The sequence below is a fragment of the Cronobacter condimenti 1330 genome (genome assembly GCF_001277255.1).
GTDB lineage: Bacteria > Pseudomonadota > Gammaproteobacteria > Enterobacterales > Enterobacteriaceae > Cronobacter > Cronobacter condimenti.
Map to the genome: position 1 here is coordinate 131,054 of NZ_CP012264.1, position 17,748 is coordinate 148,801.

Annotated in this window: 12 protein-coding genes and 3 pseudogenes; all 15 read left to right on the forward strand. The window is 51.2% G+C overall.

Going from position 1 to position 17,748, the window contains the following annotated elements:
- The first annotated feature begins 269 nt into the window (after positions 1-269).
- The 15 genes and pseudogenes from AFK62_RS22730 (at position 270) to AFK62_RS00705 (ending at position 17,543) form a co-directional block, all read left to right on the forward strand.
- Positions 270-725, forward strand: a complete 456-nt coding sequence (locus AFK62_RS22730) for a hypothetical protein (RefSeq protein WP_226991915.1) — start codon at positions 270-272, stop codon at positions 723-725.
- A 105-nt stretch (positions 726-830) separates the two neighbouring features.
- Positions 831-1,360, forward strand: a pseudogene (locus AFK62_RS21990) (RHS repeat-associated core domain-containing protein); the annotation flags it as partial.
- Positions 1,341-1,790, forward strand: coding sequence for a DUF2947 family protein (locus AFK62_RS00645; protein ID WP_053532106.1), 450 nt, complete (start codon positions 1,341-1,343; stop codon positions 1,788-1,790). The pseudogene AFK62_RS21990 and the gene AFK62_RS00645, both read left to right, overlap by 20 nt.
- A gap of 684 nt (positions 1,791-2,474) precedes the next feature.
- On the forward strand, positions 2,475-3,542 hold the full coding sequence (locus AFK62_RS22735) for a hypothetical protein (protein ID WP_235509464.1): 1,068 nt from the start codon (positions 2,475-2,477) through the stop codon (positions 3,540-3,542).
- 89 nt (positions 3,543-3,631) lie between these two features.
- Positions 3,632-4,144, forward strand: coding sequence for a DUF4265 domain-containing protein (locus AFK62_RS00660; protein WP_235509465.1), 513 nt, complete (start codon positions 3,632-3,634; stop codon positions 4,142-4,144).
- A 197-nt stretch (positions 4,145-4,341) separates the two neighbouring features.
- Positions 4,342-4,881, forward strand: a complete 540-nt coding sequence (locus AFK62_RS00665; RefSeq protein ID WP_007675065.1) for a hypothetical protein — start codon at positions 4,342-4,344, stop codon at positions 4,879-4,881.
- A 695-nt stretch (positions 4,882-5,576) separates the two neighbouring features.
- The gene (locus tag AFK62_RS00670) at positions 5,577-7,505 is read left to right on the forward strand and encodes a type VI secretion system Vgr family protein (RefSeq protein ID WP_053531667.1); all 1,929 of its coding nucleotides are present in this window, start codon (positions 5,577-5,579) and stop codon (positions 7,503-7,505) included.
- Positions 7,502-7,933 (forward strand): DcrB-related protein, encoded by a 432-nt coding sequence (locus tag AFK62_RS00675; RefSeq protein WP_007668176.1) that lies wholly within the window; start codon positions 7,502-7,504, stop codon positions 7,931-7,933. The genes AFK62_RS00670 and AFK62_RS00675 overlap by 4 nt, the downstream gene beginning before the upstream one ends.
- Positions 7,934-7,935: 2 nt before the next feature.
- Positions 7,936-12,483: an RHS repeat-associated core domain-containing protein gene (locus AFK62_RS00680; RefSeq protein ID WP_053531668.1), complete on the forward strand. Its 4,548-nt coding sequence runs from the start codon at positions 7,936-7,938 to the stop codon at positions 12,481-12,483.
- 10 nt (positions 12,484-12,493) lie between these two features.
- Complete coding sequence (locus AFK62_RS00685; protein WP_053531669.1) at positions 12,494-13,126, forward strand: hypothetical protein; 633 nt, start codon at positions 12,494-12,496, stop codon at positions 13,124-13,126.
- Positions 13,127-13,358: 232 nt separating this feature from the next.
- A complete protein-coding gene (locus AFK62_RS00690) occupies positions 13,359-14,837 on the forward strand; it encodes an RHS repeat-associated core domain-containing protein (RefSeq protein WP_407641339.1) in 1,479 nt (492 codons plus the stop codon).
- Positions 14,838-14,862: 25 nt separating this feature from the next.
- Positions 14,863-15,201: a DUF7716 domain-containing protein gene (locus AFK62_RS00695; protein WP_007672023.1), complete on the forward strand. Its 339-nt coding sequence runs from the start codon at positions 14,863-14,865 to the stop codon at positions 15,199-15,201.
- 97 nt (positions 15,202-15,298) lie between these two features.
- A pseudogene (locus AFK62_RS00700) lies at positions 15,299-16,663 on the forward strand (RHS repeat-associated core domain-containing protein); the annotation flags it as partial.
- Positions 16,664-16,813: 150 nt separating this feature from the next.
- Positions 16,814-17,047 (forward strand): annotated as a pseudogene (locus tag AFK62_RS22740) (HNH endonuclease); the annotation flags it as partial.
- A 10-nt stretch (positions 17,048-17,057) separates the two neighbouring features.
- Positions 17,058-17,543, forward strand: coding sequence for an SMI1/KNR4 family protein (locus AFK62_RS00705; RefSeq protein WP_007664414.1), 486 nt, complete (start codon positions 17,058-17,060; stop codon positions 17,541-17,543).
- Positions 17,544-17,748 lie beyond the last annotated feature (205 nt).

Genomic DNA, 17,748 nt, shown 5'->3' on the forward strand with positions numbered 1-17,748 from the left:
CATAAATATTCTCAAAAAAATATTGAGAGGATGAAAGAAGGGCTGGCACCAAAAATGAGGGTTGAAGTAATTGATCGTAAAACAGGAATGACAAAGATAAAGGATGTTTCTATGGAGATTCATCATCGTACTTTACCTCAAAGGTTAAAAACGCCTAAAGTAAACGAACCATGGAATTTGGAGAAAGCTGCTCCTTGTGCACATGAGGCTATGGATCCCTATAGGCATACTGGTTATGATTTAGTTAGGATTATAAAAGGACCAAATTCATGGTGACAACAAACGATGTAAAGGAAATTATAAGTTCGGATGCTTATATGGACTTATTAAGTCAAACTGTCTCATCATCAAATATTGTTATAAATAAATCTGATCCTCCTAGCCAAGTGCTTAACTTAGAGGCCGGTCGCATAAACCATTCTGGTATTGAAATAATTGACCTTGAATCTACCATCTTAAGCGACTCTGTAGATATTGCTCGTTTTTCGGTTCTTAAACTAACATGCTTAACCGATGACGATATTGATGATTATAATGAAGATGGTGATGAGGATTTGGTAGTTGAAACTTTACCATTTTATAAAAGTTTTTTGATTGGATATGTGCTGGAGTATTATTTTTTGAAAAACAACCCAGCGAAGCTTGAAGGATATTTGAGAAAAATAAGAATACCTAACTATAAAGATTATGCATCTGAATTAAAGGTTTTTTATAGTAAATTATAAATAAAAAAGCCAAATAGTGTTTATTCACTTTTTGGCTTTTTTATCTTTGGCCAAGATAGATGCAGGAAATATTTATTTGTACGACCAAGCACGCATTTACTTAACTTCGATGCCGAGACGGGTTTGCACTATAACCGTTTCCGCTACTATGCATCCGGATGCAGGGCGCTTTATCAGCCAGGACCCGATTGGGCTGGCGGGCGGGATAAATGTGTATCTATCAGTATGCGCCGAATCCGCTGGTATGGGTGGATCCGCTAGGGTTGTTAAAATGCGGTTTGACAGGGGAGGAAGTGGGTGATGCTTCTAATTTACCTCTTATACGGCCAGGCACAAAGGAATGGAAACAAGCTGTTGAGGCTATGAGAAACGGGAAAAACACAAACTTCCGAGTAGCAAACGAAAAAGAGGCAATAGATCTTGTCAATCAGAGCCGGGGACGGATGCAAAGACAGGGATCACATAATGATCCTTATAACGAACTATGCGGTTCCTATAAAAAAGGCTATGAGGTTCCTCCAAATGAATCTCATACAAAAAACGCTCCTGAGAATGATATGCCGCATATTAAATGTAAGGATTGGGAGTCAGGTAAATCTAACGGAGGAAGAGGACATGTCTTCTTTGATCAATAAAGACTTTTATGAAATATGGCGTTTTGAGGAGTGTCCTGAGCTTATAAAGGCCCTGGATAGGGGGGATATCATATTATTCGACAAGGAGCAAAGTAAAATGCTTTGGTCAATGTTCGTTTCATCTAATGTTAGGCATTTGATGCGAATGGATATGAATCCTTTTTCAAAGATAGAAAGTTATCATGTTGACTTCGAAGTAAAAGAATCTGCAAATGGACTCTTTTCTAAATTCCACGAAGCGTGCGATTACCCTCAAAATGTTTTCCTTTTTTTTAGTGATAAGTATTTGTGCGCATTACCATATACTATCATGCATAATTACTGGAATGAATTATTTTTACCTTCCGATGAAACCACTATAGTTATTACTCCAAAGAATAGTCATTTCCTTTTTTATTATGAAGACCGTTTTTTTATTGTGACCAGATAATTATCCGCCAAGGCTTGCGGATAAAATAAATCTTTACCAGTATGCGCTAAACCCGCTGGCGTGGGCTGGTTTACTGGCGGTTAAAATCTTAACATAAATCAGGCACTCTTTTACGGCGATTTTACGGCAGGAACAAGACAATCCGACAATATAGCCCCGGCAGTTGTTTAGATTGTAGAGTGAGCGTTGATATTCATTTGTGCTTCTTCCTCACTTGAATAAGCGGGATGACTCTCTTCGTATAATCAGTATGAAAATAGAGGTTCTATATGTCTCTGGATTTTTTTGCAAGCGAGCACCAGAGTTTGATTAGTAAAGACACGCCTTGTTATTGCATGGATGAAAAAATTCATAAAGAAATATTTTCCTCACTCAAGGCTAACGAATCATATAAAATAATTTCTAGGTTCAAAGATTATTATCATGATTGTATTATTCTTTTTAACCAGCTGGATACATTGTTGATAGAATTAAAAGATGTTAATGCCGATAATGATTTGGCTCATGAACAAATCATTAACTTTATTGGTTTTATAAATAGCGCGAAGAAATACCGGCATAACATATATGCATATAGCGACTAGTAAAATTATTACGGCTGTTAATGCAAATATTATTATAAAATGGAGCATATAACTTTATACCCAGTCCATATTTAACCTTAGCCCTCATGAAGGATGGTTTATGAAGAATGAAATGGATTTCCCTTTTTATTTACCGATGATTAATGGTTTGTTACAGGGGAAAAATAACCTTTCCACTAAATTCGGCTATTTTTGTTGCAATGATGGAACAGTCCAACTCTTCTTCAAAAAAAGTGAGGATGAAACTTTTTGCGAGTGGGATTTGAATCTTCAACCTGAAGATCCCCATTATAAATTCAACTCTGATTCGAGCATACTTTTAAAAGATAAATTCCCTCTGTTGGATGTCTATGATGAACAGGTTTTTCATCATATGATTTTTACGATTAACTCGATTACAACGGTGCCGAAATTAACAAAATATAATTCTATAAATGCATTTATGAAGTTATATTGTTTTTTTCAATTATCAAACAGTAGAAGAGATGAAAGTAATTCGGCCCAAAAGATAAGTAATAATAACTTCTTATTCCGGTTATTCATGTTCACACACCCTGTGAATGAAGAAACTTTAAATGCCTTTACATTAGACAATTCAGGTGAGATTGTTCATATCCCCTCAGGCATAACGTTAAGAGATTATGCATCAGCGTATTACGATTATTTTATAGAGCACTATGGCCAACTATCTTCACAGGTAGTAGTTGAAGCCAGTGAGATTGAAGCGGCTAAGATACTCCATCTTTCTCTGGTAGATATGATTGAAAAGGGGAGCTTTGACTTGAAAATACCCGCCCCAGCACTGCCGGTTGACATGAAATTAATCAATGACGCGGTTTTTTTCACAAAGGTTTACTCTGACGACAGAGAACGCATAGTGCGTAATATTACCACCCTTCTACAAGGAGAAGGTATTCACGAGGAAACTTGCCTGGCCTTCCTTTTGCAAAATTTCGTGGTTTATATTCTACGTATGAATTTTAATGAAATATATGGCCTGTTAAATTCATTCTCGCAGACAGAGCAAAAACAGCTAATTATAAATCAACTCTTCAAGCGAGCTACATTCATTAAATGGATAATGGATGAGAAAGGTATTTCTTTCGATAGGATTAAAGATATAACCTGCTTTTTTGATGACGAAGCGAAGAAGATGTACAGAATCTAATTTTCAGGTTATAAAATCATTAACGACGTTCGATTTGTCTCCACTATGTTAATGTTTGGAACACCTGGAACGTGTCTATGGAGGCGTATTTGACAAGCAAAAGTGAATTCATAAAAGTCACGTTTCGTCTTATTCAGGATGAGGACGGCTATCCGCCGGTATCTTATGAATCGGTTTGGTTGAAAAGAAATAGTAATGGCGAGTATGAACTTGATAACATACCCCTCTATATCTATGGCGTCAGTAAAGGCGATGTGATTACTTTTCAAAAAAGCAATGATGAATATGTGGTTGGTGGAATAGCAAAGCGAAAAGGGAATTCTACACTGCGTATTTATATTAATGAAGCGCAGCAGAAAGAGAACGTGATTTCTGCGCTAAAGAGCCTGGGTGGACATATAGGCACTTCAGCATCCGCCGCATTATTTAGCCTCGATATACCCAGTGACATTCCCTTTTTACGTGTTGATGCATTTTTGAAAAGTAAATATGACGACGGAATTCTTGATTACGAGGACGCCTGCCTTCAGCATGGCGATATAGATCCAATAAGAGTGACTGAATGCGAGCGTTTGTTTAACATCGCCTGTACAACGCCCTGACGGGCAAGGCGACGCTTATGCCAGAGATTTTAAAGTAATTTGTATCACTCACGTGCGAGCGTAAAGATGCAACAGTGGTATGCTTCTCAGATAAACATTTTAAGCAAATTGCTTCAGGAAGCGCTTTCAGCGCTATATGCAGATTTACGGCATGGTTTTAGTGCCGGATGACGACGCGCTGTTCAGGCTATTCAGCGATGCGCCACCGTGAGACATACAGAGTAATAATGGGAATAAATAAAATCACCGCTGCCGTCGCCCTCCTTGTGGCGTTGAGCTCTGCCAGTGCCCTGGCTGATATGCGCCCGAGTTCGCTGTGGGATTTTATTACCACCATGCGTTCATCCTTAGCGGATGCCAGGGTCGCGACGCTTAACCGCGCGCCTTTAAAATTTCAGCTGGATTCGCAGAACGAATTCATCAATTTTTACCGGGCGGAGGATGTCGCGTTTACTGCGGCGGGAAGGGTTACTGATATTCAATTACGGCTGAGCAGAGATGCGCAGGAGAAAACGCTGCTGTTTATTTCGCACTGGCAGGGGGCGTGCCTGACACTCAATGACGTTAAACAACATCACCCTGAATTGACGATAACCGACACGCCACGCGGCCATTCGGAGAACGAAGTGACCAGCTACACCACCCCTGCCGGTGCGTCTGGCGAGGCTGTAACGTTCAGCTTTAGCGCGAAAGCACCCGATTGCTTAAACGACGTCATTATCAGCCGGGATAAGTAATGTGCGGTGCGGTCTGAGCGTGAGGCCGGTACGACATAAGGCCCGGCGCTCGCCGTTGAACCCCCCTGGCCCGCCGCCGCGCAGGCACCTCAAACCACGCAAAAACCTTCCGGGCGCCAGGGTAAATAATCCGTTATTTACCCACCCACCATTATTAGTAGTTCCCTTAAGCTAAATATTATCCTTTCATATAAAAGCGCCCTCTCAGCGCGGCCAGTAAAAGAAAATCCTCTTTCCTTCATGAATATTTCAGCGCGTTATTAGTGACGTCCTCCATAAAAACAGCCTGCTGTTCCCCGGAATTTATGCCAGCTATCAATCCTTACCCGTACTGGAATCAGAATAGTCTGTATATTCAGAATAATGGCGGTTTTTCGAAGCGTCACTTATTGGTATATTTACACCGCGCGCGCACGTTGTTTGTATATGGCCTTTATTGCCGCTTCGCTACCTGACATTTCCTGATAGGGCTTAACCTCTGCTGAGGCTTCGCCGGCGGTAGCCATATTATGAAATTTCAGTCCTGCAATATGAAATTAACTAAAACTGCAAAGTGTTTCTGGCAGAGTGTCTGCTGTGCGGCCGGAAGCGTGAAAGTATGCGTCATTTGCTGCTGTGCTGTGATTTACGGGGCATAGCCAGATGGATGTCTCCGGCTCTGGTTTGCACCGCATATACACATAGGGATGGAAGTTATGCTCAACCGAATCACCGTTCAGCTCCCGGTCGAGGGGCTGCTTTTCTGGAAACTTTCCGGGCGCGAGGCGCTGTCGGAGCCGTTTTTATTCACCCTGACGCTGCTGGGCACCGACGCGCGCGCCGAGCGCAGCGCGCTGCTGGGCCAGCCGGTGACAGTGACCATCCCGACGCAGGCGCTGATGACGCCGCGCTACCTCAACGGCAAGGTGACGCGCGTGGCGGTGACGGCCGTGGAGATGTCCGGCACCCGCTACGCGGCGTATGAGCTGACGGTGGAGCCGGACGTGTGGCCGATGCAGCGCGACCGCAACCTGCGTATCTTCCAGGGCCAGACGGTGCCGCAGATAGTGAAAACGCTGCTGGGCGAGAGCCAGGTGAACGTCGAGGAGCGGCTGTCGGGCAGTTACCGGGTGTGGGAATACTGCGTGCAGTACCAGGAGAGCAGTCTGGACTTCATGAGCCGCCTGCTGGAGCTGGAGGGCATCACCTATCACTTCCGCCACGAGCAGGACCGCCACACCCTGGTGCTCACCGACGCGCCGGGCCAGTACGAGCCGTTCCCCGGCTACGAGACCATTCCGTACCACGTGACGCCGTCGGGCGGCACCACGGATGAAGAGGGCATCAGCCAGTGGGCGCTGGAGGACAGCGTGACGCCGGGTATCTACAGCCTCGACGACTACGATTTCCGCAAGCCGAACGCGTGGCTGTTCCAGGCACGGCAGAACCCGAAATCGCCGCAGCCGGGGAGCATCGACGTCTACGACTGGCCGGGCCGCTTTGTGGAGCACGGCCACGGTGAGTTCTACGCCCGCATCCGCCAGGAGCGGTGGCAGGTGGAGCACCGCCAGACGCAGGGCAGCGGGACGGCGCTGGGTATCGCGCCGGGGCACACCTTTGTGCTGCGCAACGCCCCGTTCTTCGGCGACAACGGGGAGTACCTGACCACCGTCGCCCATTACCACTTTGAGGAGAACCGCTACGCCAGTGGCGCAGACAGCAACACCATTCACGAGACGCGCTTTGAGGTGATACCGGCGGACGTGCCGTACCGCCCGTCACAGAAGACGCCGTGGCCCAGAACCTACGGCCCGCAGACGGCGCGGGTGGTGGGCCCGCAGGGCGAGAGTATCTGGACCGACAAATACGGGCGGGTGAAGGTGAAGTTCCACTGGGACCGGCTGGCGAAGGGCGATGACACCAGCTCCGGCTGGGTGCGTGTCTCCAGCGCCTGGGCGGGCCAGGGCTTCGGCGGGGTGCAGATACCGCGCGTGGGCGATGAGGTGGTGGTGGACTTCATCAACGGCGACCCGGACCGTCCGCTGATAACCGGGCGCGTGTATAACGAGGCGAGCATGCCGCCGTGGTCGCTGCCGGCAGCGGCGACGCAGATGGGCTTTTTAAGTCGCTCGAAGGACGGCTCGCCGGATAACGCCAACGCCCTGCGCTTCGAGGATAAAGCCGGGGCCGAGCAGGTGTGGCTGCAGGCCGAGCGCAATCTTGATACGAAAGTGAAAAAAGATGAAACCCACAGTGTCGGTGGCTCGCAAATACTTGCCATCAAGCAGGACTACACCGGCAAAGTGGAAGGCAAACACGAGCACGCGATTCAGATGACCCGCAACGAGCTGGTCGGGGGCCAGTACGACATTAAAGGCCAGGGGATGGTGACTATCTCTTCCGCAACAGGCATCCGTCTGGTGACGGGCGATTCCGTGCTGGAGATGGGCTCGAACGGCCAGGTCAACCTTTACTGTACAAAATTTGCGATCAACGCCAGCGATACGGGGCAAATCAACACCGGCGGCACGCTCGATCTGAACCTCAAGGATCCGGACAAAGCGACAAACGTGGCGCCGACACCCGCTGACATTCAGAACGAAGTGGCAAAAACATTTACATCCGACGGAGAAGGGCAGGCATGAGCGACGTGAAATATACGCTATCAGAAGGGACGCTGACGCTGCCGGAAGCCGTACAGGATCGCAGCATGACAATATTGTCACTGCCGAAAGCGGGCGCGTCGCTGGTGCTGACCCGCGCATGGGACGTGAAGCCTGGCGACGAAGAGGCGTACCTGAAAAGCCAGGTCGCCAAAATCAAACGCGACATGAAGAAGTTTACCGGCGGTGAGGCGCAGGACACCCAGGTCGGTGGCCGGCCCGCGCAGGAAGTCGCGTTGCGTTTTGAAAACCACGGCGTGACGGTTCATGAACAGCTGGCGACCACGATGCTGGATGACCATCTGCTAGTGATGGCCATGAGCCGCACCGCGCCGTTTGATGAAGATGCGCTGGCGTTATGGGAATCCATTAAAGCGGGTCTGGAGTTTACGCCTGGGGAAGGAGCATAAGCGTGTCCGAACCGTTAGCTGCCCGTTACCAGGACCCGCTCATCCACAGCTCTCTGCTCGCCGATGTTGTCAGCGGTGCGGTCGAAGGGGCCATCTGTCTTGCCGCCTTAACGGCGGGTATGGCGATGATGACGACCGGGCTTGGCACGTTCGCGGGCGTTGCATTGATTGCCGTTGTCTTCAGCAGTGGCGTCGCGGAAGACGCAGGCGATCTGGTCGGCCAGGGTGTCGATGCCGTGCTGGATTTCTTCGGCTGGCGTGGACCGCCGGATGCCATTATCACGAGTGGCTCGCACAATGTTCATATCATGGATCTCCCTGCCGCCCGTGCGGCGGGCACGGTCGATCATGATTATCTCAATACGCCTATCCCGGAAGAGAGCTTTTCCGATAAGGCGAAAGCGTTCGCGATAAACACGGCGGTGACCATTCTCGAAGTGGCGCAGTTTACGCTGCACCCGCTTGATAATCTGGCGGCGGGCGCCAACGAGATTGCCAGCAGCGGCTGGCAGGGCGTGAAAAATTTCGCGGGCAGCGTCTGGGATAACTTAACCCAGCCGGTCGTGGCGGGGGCCAGCCCTTTTGCTAAAGAAGCGCCGCTGGATACCGTTGAGTGTACCAAAGGCCATACGGTCACCGGCGGTAACTTCCTGGCGGAAGGCTCGAAAAAAGTGCTGATCAACGGTCAGCCCGCGTGCCGTGACGGCGATCGCAGCACCTGCGAAGCAAAGATAAAAGTTAAAGAGAACACGCGCGTGCGCATCGGCGGCGAGAGCATTGTGGTGCGCGATATCCGCAGCGGTAAAAATTTCTGGGCGCGGCTTATTGGTAACGCCATCGGCAGCCTCGGGCCGGGAATTATTCGCAACCTCAGCGCAGGCTTACTGAAGACGATTTTCAGCCGCCAGATACTCAAAGCGTTTTGCTGTCAGCTCGCCGCCGATCTCGCGATGGGATTAACCACGCTCGGGCTGATCCAGGCCGGGAAAGTCGGCAGTGAAGCGCGCCATACGCAGCACCCTGTCGATATCGCCAGCGGCGCGAAAATCCTCGCGGGCGGCGAAGACCGTGATTTCACGCTGGAAGACCGTATTCCGCTCATCTGGCAGCGCATCTACAACAGCCGTAATCTCGCGACCGGTATGCTCGGCACTGGCTGGCTGCTGCCGTTTGAGACCCGCTTCTTCCGCCTTGAGGACAATACGTTTATCTGGCGCGATATGTCGGGCCGCGATCTGGGCTTTGGCGAGCTGAACCCCGGCGACGTGGTGGATTATCTCGAAGACGGTATCACGCTCTATTACACCGTGACCGGTACGCTGATGCTCCAGATGGCGAACGGCGAATACCATGTCTACGAGCCAGACCCGACGAACCCCGGCGAATGGCGACTGTTTCGCATCTACGATCGTCATGAGAACTGCCAGTACTACAGCTGGGACGAGCACGGCAGGCTGGTGCGGATTTCCAGCGACAACGAGGCGCTGGATGTCGAGCTTGCCTATGAGACCACGAATGGCCGTCTCGCCAGTGTGCATCAGGTTTGCGCGGGCGAGCGCCGCCTGCTGGTGACTTACGGCTATAACGAACACGGCCAGCTAACCGACGTGACCGACGCCGACGGTATCGTCACGCGCCGCTTCGGCTGGGACCGCGCCAGCGACATGATGGGCTGGCACAGCTACTCCACTAACCTCAGCGTGCATTATCAGTGGCAGCCCGCCGCCGATGCGCCCAACTGGCGCGTGTGCAGTTATCAGGTGCTGGATGACCAGGATAACGTGCTGGAGCGCTGGCGCATCGACGCCGACGAGGCGAAACGCTGCGCGACGGTGAGCTGCGACGCGGGCTTCTCAACGCGCCACTGCTGGGATTTCCTCTACCGCATCACCGAGTTCACCGACCGCAACGGCGGCGTGTGGCGCTACGAGTGGGCGGACTACGCCGAACTGCTGAAGGCGGCCACCACGCCGGACGGCAGCCGCTGGGAATACGGCTACGACGAGCACGGCAACCTGACGCAAGTGCGCGACCCGCTCGGCAACAGCACGTTTACCACCTGGCACCCGGTGTTCGCGTTCCCGCTGAAGGAGGTGCTGCCGGACGGCGGCACCTGGCAGTATGAGTACAACGCGCGCGGCGACGTGGTCTCGCTCACCGACCCGAAAGGCGGCGTGACGCGCTTTGAGTGGAACGAGCAGGGCGACCTCGTTAAGCAGACGGACGCGCTGGAGAACACGCACCGTTTCTGGTGGAACGAGCGCGGGCAGCTGGTGCGCGACGAGGACTGCTCCGGCAACGAGAGCCACCGGCTGTACGACGCGGCGGGGCGGCCGCTGAGCGCGGGCGACGCCGAAGGCAACACCGACCGCTGGACGCTGAGCGCGGCGGGGCGTCTGCAGACCTGGCGACGGGCGGACGGCCGCGAGACGCACTACGAATATGACAATGCCGGACTGCTGTGCGGGCAGGACGACGACGGGCTGCGCGAGCGCAAGGTCACGCGCAACGCGCGCGGGCAGGTGGTGAGCGCCGCCGACCCGGCGGGCCATCTGACGCACCTGCAGTATGACCGCCTGGGCCGCCTGACGACGCTGATTAACCCGAACCGCGAAAGCTGGCGCTTTGAGTATGACGCCACGGGGCGGCTGACGGGCCAGCGCGACTACGCGGGCCGCCTGACGGAGTACCGCCACGACGCGCTGGGCCAGGTGACGGAGGTGATTCGCCATCCGCTGCCGGGCAGCCAGGAGGCGCCGCTGGTCACCGCGTTTGAGTATGACGTGCTGGGGCGCCTGACCGCGCGGGAAACCGCCGACCACCGCACCGAGTACCGTCACGACACGCTGTCGCTGGAAATCCGCCGCGCCACCCGCGCCGAATGGCGCACCGCACTGCTGGAAGAGCGCGAACCCGAGTGGGACGCCGTGCTCATCTTCACCCGCAATGCCGCGGGCGAGCTGGTAAGCGAGGAGAACCACGGCGGGAAATTTGAATATGAGTACGACGCGCTCGGCAACCTCAGCAGCACGCGGTTCCCGGACGGCCGCGAGCTGGCGGCGCTGCGCTACGGCACCGGTCACCTGCTGGAGATGCAGCTGCGCCACGGCGGGGCGACGCACACGCTGGCGGCGTATGGCCGCGACCGCCTGCACCGTGAAATTTCCCGCAGCCAGGGCGTGCTCTCGCAGGAGACCTGTTACGACACCGTGGGGCGCGTCACGCAGCGTACGGTGCTGGACGCCCGCCGCGAACTGGTGTTCGAACGCCGCTACCGCTGGGACCGCACCGACCAGATAGTCCAGCAGATACACACCGACGCGACGCCTGCGACACCGGGCGAGAAATACAGCCAGTACCTGTGGGGCTACGACGCCGCGGGGCAGGTGACAAAGGCCGTCGAGCCGCAGAAAGAAGAGCGCTTCTTCTGGGATTCGGCGGGCAACCGCACCGAAGAGCACCGCAACCCGGTGTGGCACAACCTGCTGCTGCGTCTCGACGGACTGAAGCTGGACTACGACGGGTTCGGGCGACTCACGCGTCGTCAGGATAAAAACGGCGTGGTGCAGCATTTTGCGTATGACGATGAGCAGCGGGTGAAGGAAATCACCTTCACCGGTCATGCCGAATTAAGAAAGGTGGAATACCGCTACGACCCGCTGGGGCGCAGGACGCATAAGGTGCTCTGGCGTTATAACGACCCGCAGCCAGAAACCATTTGTTTCGACTGGCAGGGGTTACAGCTCGCCGGTGAACAGAGCGACAGGGAACCCGACCACTACGTTCAGTATGTCTATACAGAGGGAAGCTACGAGCCGCTGGCGCGCATCGACAGCGTCTTCGACGACTGCGAAATTTACTGGTATCACACCGAACTCAACGGCCTGCCGGAGCGGGTGACCGACGCTGACGGCCAGACCGTCTGGCGCGGACAGTTCAGCACCTGGGGCAAAACGGAGCGCGAACTCAGCGTGCCGCAGTGGCAGGTGCCGCAGAACTTACGCTTCCAGGGACAGTACCTCGACCGCGAAAGCGGCCTGCACTACAACCTGTTCCGCTACTACGACCCGGTGGCCGGGCGTTACACCCAGATGGACCCGATTGGGTTAGCGGGCGGGCTGAATACGTATTCTTACGTAGGTGATCCGCTGGTGTGGGTGGATCCGTTGGGGTTGATGAGTTGTGGATCTGACGCCGTTCTTTTACGACAAAATATGCTCCGTGAAGAAATCAGAGAACCATCTTTTAAAAACAGCGCGCATCATATTGTGATGTCTAATTCATCAGACGCACGAATGGTTGCGTTAAGGCAGAAAATGGAGGATTTTGGTCTCGATATAAACGATCATTATAATGGCGTCTTTTTACCAACGTCTTCGAAAGTTAAAGCTGCGTCTGGTACGGATTTGCCTGCGCACAGTAAAATCCACACAAACACTTATAAGCAAAATGTTTATGAAAGACTTATCAATATTGATAATGCTGAAGATTTTATTTCGGAATTAGAAAACATTAGCAGCATGATTATGAAAAACACATTTGAATTTTAAAGGTGGATTAATGATGACTTTAGATGAAATGAAATTGAAATTTGAAAATACAAGAGCTAACTCTAATCAGGTAAATGATGAGTTCTATAATTTGCTTGCAGGCAAAGCAACTTCTCAAAAAAACTATGATAAACCAGTGTTATCATTATTTCCTTATGAAATTCAATATTATGGAGGGAAACCCGGTAAAGAAATAAAAGAATCACATGAAAAAACCAATGGGTATTATAAATGCTTTTTTGACGATGACGGCCGGATTATAATTTCTGAGAAAGTGAACGGTAAGGGGATTGTCACTAGTAGGCAGTTTGTATTTTATTCGGGTGATATAATTGAAAGTTATTATTTTACAAGGATTGGGACATTTAAAGCTGTTAACTATAGCGTATTGCCGCTAAAAAAAGGACTGCCTGAAAAGTTATTTAATATTGCATCTAAAGGTCAAAGTATCTTGAACTTCACATATGACAAAGAAAACCTTAGAAAAATTGAAGTAACAAATATCATTGATGGCAATTATAATAAGCATAAGGATGTTCATTTTTTATATAATAATGATGAATTAGTTGAGGTTGTTTATGACTATTTAAATGGTCAAAAGCAATCAATATATAAAAAATTAAAATCAAAATCAAAGAGCTAGTTCCTTGATTAGACATAAAATATGTGTCCCCGTTCATTTAATTTCGGATAGCGGAATATTTTAAAATAATTCATTTTTACCGCGCAACGCCGCAGGCGAGCTGGTAAGCGAGGAGAACCACGGCGGGAAATTTGAGTACGAGTACGACGCGCTCGGCAACCTCAGCCGCACGCGGTTCCCGGACGGGCGCGAGCTGGCCAGCCTTCGCTACGGCACCGGGCACCTGCTGGAGATGCAGCTGCGCCACGGCGGGGCGACGCACACGCTGGCGGCGTATGGCCGCGACCGCCTGCACCGTGAAATTTCCCGCAGCCAGGGCGTGCTCTCGCAGGAGACGCACTACGACACCGTGGGGCGCGTCACGCAGCGTACGGTGCTGGACGCCCGCCGGAAGCTGGTGTTCGAACGCCGCTACCGCTGGGACCGCACCGACCAGATAGTCCAGCAGATACACACTGACTCAACCCCTGCCACACCCGGCGAGAAATACAGCCAGTACCTGTGGGGCTACGACGCGGCGGGCCAGGTCACCAAAGCCGTCGAGCCACAGAAAGAAGAGCGCTTCTTCCGGGACGCGGCAGGCAACCGCACCGAAGAGCACCGCAACCCGGTGTGGCACAACCTGCTGCTGCGTCTCGACGGGCTGAAGCTCGATTACGACGGGTTCGGGCGGCTTGTTCAGCGGCGGGATAAATCCGGTGTTATTCAGCATTTCACGTATGACGATGAGCAGCGCGTAAAAGAAATTCGCTTTGAGGGGAACAGCGAGTTCCGCAGAGTGGAATACCGGTACGACCCGCTGGGGCGCAGAACGCACAAGATTCTGTGGCGCTACGGTGAGAAAGACCCGGAAACCATCCGCTTCGACTGGCAGGGACTGCAACTGGCGGGCGAGCAGAGCGACCGTGAGCCGGACCACTACGTTCAGTATGTCTATACAGAGGGAAGCTACGAGCCGCTGGCGCGCATCGACAGCGTCTTCGACGACTGCGAAATTTACTGGTATCACACCGAACTCAACGGCCTGCCGGAGCGGGTGACCGACGCTGACGGCCAGACCGTCTGGCGCGGGCAGTTCAGTACCTGGGGTGAAACGGAGCGCGAGCTCAGCGTGCCGCAGTGGCAGGTGCCGCAGAACTTACGCTTCCAGGGACAGTACCTCGACCGCGAAAGCGGCCTGCACTACAACCTGTTCCGCTATTACGACCCGGTGGCCGGGCGCTACACGCAGATGGATCCGATTGGGTTAGCGGGCGGGATTAATACCTACAGCTATGTGGGTGATCCGCTGACGTGGGTGGATCCGTTGGGGTTAGCAAATAGACCTAATAATGGTAACTACAAGATATTCTTTGATCATCAAATTGATCCGTCAAATAGATATTCAAGTGATGCTGTTCAATTTAAAAGAGCTAATGATGCTTTAATCAATCGTATGAATAATGATCCTACATTTAGACGTGATTTGTTAGGTCGCCACCCTGAATTAGCTAATTGGCTGAAAAATGGTAGTAAAAGTAGAAGCCCAGCAGGATTTACATGGCATCATCATGAGGATTTAAATAGACTTGTTCTGGTTGATAGATTAGATCATAAATCTAATCACGCATTGTACCATCCGACAGGAAATGGTGGCAGGGATATTTGGGGGGGCGGTGAACCGGGACGTCAAGGAAAACTTGATGGGGCTACAGGAAGACCTTGTAAATAATACATATGCTTTGAGGAGATGAAATATGTTGAATAAAGATAGTAAATATAGTTTGCCCGATATTATTTCACACATGAAAATAACGGACTCACGTAACGATGATTTTTGTTTGTATGGTGAATCAGACGAGCGCTTAAACGCTAATGGGGATTATTATATTGCAGATTATCCTGATGTCGATGATAACGATAAAGAAATATATCCTGAAATAGTAAGGAACAAAAAACTACATTATTTATATTCAGGCGAACAATTTGCAGACGTTATTGATTCAGTTGTTGAACAAAAACCATCAGCCACACTTGATGATTTTGTCAAAGCGTTGAACTTTTACTCTGAAAACGATAACTTCCTTGATTTTTGATTTTAAATAAAGCCGGTAAACAATATTAAATCTTGCCGGCTTTTTTATTTTTCGGATATTACGCTACTTATTTCTAACAGCTTCCTTAATCCCCTTTGCCATCCACCGCACCGAATACCGCCACGACACGCTGTCGCTGGAAATCCGCCGCGCCACCCGCGCCGAGTGGCGCAATGCGCTGCTGGAAGAGCGGGAGCCTGAGTGGGACGCCGTACTCATCTTCACCCGCAACGCGGCCGGCGAGCTGGTGAGCGAGGAGAACCACGGCGGGAAATTTGAATATGAGTACGACGCGCTCGGCAACCTCAGCAGCACGCGGTTCCCGGACGGGCGCGAGCTGGCAAGCCTTCGCTACGGCACCGGGCACCTGCTGGAGATGCAGCTGCGCCACGGCGGGGCGACGCACACGCTGGCGGCGTATGGCCGCGACCGCCTGCACCGGGAAATTTCCCGCAGCCAGGGCGCGCGCTCGCAGGAGACGCACTACGACACCGTGGGGCGCGTCACCCAGCGCACGGTGCTGGATGCCCGCCGGGAGCTGGTGTTCGGGCGCCGCTACCGCTGGGACCGCACCGACCAGATAGTCCAGCAGATACACACCGACGCGACGCCCGCGACACCGGGGGAGAAGTACAGCCAGTACCTGTGGGGCTACGACGCCGCAGGTCAGGTGACAAAGGCCGTCGAGCCGCAGAAGGAAGAGCGCTTCTTCTGGGACGCCGCAGGCAACCGCACCGAAGAGCACCGCAACCCGGTGTGGCACAACCTGCTGCTGCGTCTCGACGGGCTGAAGCTCGATTACGACGGGTTCGGGCGGCTTGTTCAGCGGCGGGACAAGTCTGGCGTTATTCAGCATTTTGCGTATGACGATGAGCAGCGCGTAAAAGAGATTCGCTTTGAGGGGAACAGCGAGTTCCGCAGGGTGGAATACCGGTACGACCCGCTGGGGCGCAGGACGCATAAGATTCTGTGGCGTTACGGTGAGAAAGACCCGGAAACCATCCGTTTCGACTGGCAGGGGTTACAGCTCGCCGGTGAACAGAGCGCCAGGGAACCCGACCACTACGTTCAGTATGTCTATACAGAGGGAAGCTACGAGCCGCTGGCGCGCGTCGACAGCGTCTTCGACGACTGCGAGATTTACTGGTACCACACCGAACTCAACGGCCTGCCGGAGCGGGTGACGGACGCCGACGGCCAGACCGTCTGGCGCGGACAGTTCAGCACCTGGGGCAAGACAGAGCGCGAGCTCAGCGTGCCGCAGTGGCAGGTGCCGCAGAACTTACGCTTCCAGGGCCAGTACCTCGACCGCGAAAGCGGCCTGCACTACAACCTGTTCCGCTATTACGACCCGGTGGCCGGACGTTACACCCAGATGGACCCGATAGGTCTTCTTGGAGGGATTAATACTTATGGATATGTGCCGGACCCATTAACATGGATTGATCCGCTTGGGTTAGCCTTGCAAGGCGTAGATTTTTCTGGAAGTCCTGATCTTTTTCCAAAAAGTCCTGGTAAAAAAAATATCGTAGAAATCACTATGCAAGGCTCAAGAGATAGAGATTTTACGGAGGCTTATAAACAAGCAGGTATAACCAAAGCAGAAGCTCATGGGTATACATGGCACCATGTAGATGATTTTGACCCGAGTACGGGTAAAACAACTATGCAGTTAGTAAAAACATCTGCTCATGAGGCCACTTTCCCGCATAAAGGATCAGTCTCCCAGTTTGAGAAACACTTCGGAGTTAAATACGGTAGTCAAGAGGCGATTATAGTATCGCATTCTAAAGGTTGGCTGAGAGGCCGGATACCAAAATCTCTTCGTGTTAGTTGTCGTTTATAGGGGGCAATAGATGGGTAATAAGTTTCATAATTGCGAATCCAGCATTGATTATGCTGATATCGAAAAATTAGAGGCTCAGGTTGCTTATAAATTTCCTGATGGTTTTGTTAATCATTATTTAAAATATAATGGTGGAGTCCCTGAAAAAAGCTGGTGGGATAGTGAGGACGAGTTTGAGCCTATAGAAATAGCGGTCTTTAAAGCTATTAGTACTGCTGTGTCTGAAGGCGAAAATGTCTCATCAACTATAAATGGGTGTTATAACATGATGATCTCTCGCCAGGTTATACCTAACAATCTTATTCCTTTTGGTAATGACTGGGGCGGTAACTTTTTTTGTATAAATAAAAACGACGATAGTGTGGTTTTTTATGCTGTTGACGCTTTCGATGATGAGGTTTCATTGGAAGAGAATCATAAGAATTTACAGCGAAAGCTTTCACCTACATTTGATGGATTTATTAATTCTTTGATGTCAGAAAACGAATTGGATTAAAAAATATTTAATTAGAAAGGGCTTTGTAAATTATCCTGGCGGGCTATGACTCCCGCCTATTTGCTAGATGCATATATTAATTTTAATGTGATTTAAGAAAGATTAAATATAAAGTACAGTGTGGCTGCATTATAAATGCCTCCATCTTTTTTGGCATTTAATGACACTGAAAATAACATTATGCTTTTAATAAAGATTAGCTTTA

Excerpts from the sequence above, each read along its gene's own strand:
- AFK62_RS22730 (WP_226991915.1), top strand. The coding sequence starts at position 270 with ATGGTGACAACAAACGATGTAAAGGAAATTATAAGTTCGGATGCTTAT.
- AFK62_RS00645 (WP_053532106.1), top strand. The coding sequence starts at position 1,341 with ATGTCTTCTTTGATCAATAAAGACTTTTATGAAATATGGCGTTTTGAG.
- AFK62_RS22735 (WP_235509464.1), top strand. The coding sequence starts at position 2,475 with ATGAAGAATGAAATGGATTTCCCTTTTTATTTACCGATGATTAATGGT.
- AFK62_RS00665 (WP_007675065.1), top strand. The coding sequence starts at position 4,342 with ATGCGCCACCGTGAGACATACAGAGTAATAATGGGAATAAATAAAATC.
- AFK62_RS00670 (WP_053531667.1), top strand. The coding sequence starts at position 5,577 with ATGCTCAACCGAATCACCGTTCAGCTCCCGGTCGAGGGGCTGCTTTTC.
- AFK62_RS00675 (WP_007668176.1), top strand. The coding sequence starts at position 7,502 with ATGAGCGACGTGAAATATACGCTATCAGAAGGGACGCTGACGCTGCCG.
- AFK62_RS00685 (WP_053531669.1), top strand. The coding sequence starts at position 12,494 with ATGATGACTTTAGATGAAATGAAATTGAAATTTGAAAATACAAGAGCT.
- AFK62_RS00690 (WP_407641339.1), top strand. The coding sequence starts at position 13,359 with ATGCAGCTGCGCCACGGCGGGGCGACGCACACGCTGGCGGCGTATGGC.
- AFK62_RS00695 (WP_007672023.1), top strand. The coding sequence starts at position 14,863 with ATGTTGAATAAAGATAGTAAATATAGTTTGCCCGATATTATTTCACAC.
- AFK62_RS00705 (WP_007664414.1), top strand. The coding sequence starts at position 17,058 with ATGGGTAATAAGTTTCATAATTGCGAATCCAGCATTGATTATGCTGAT.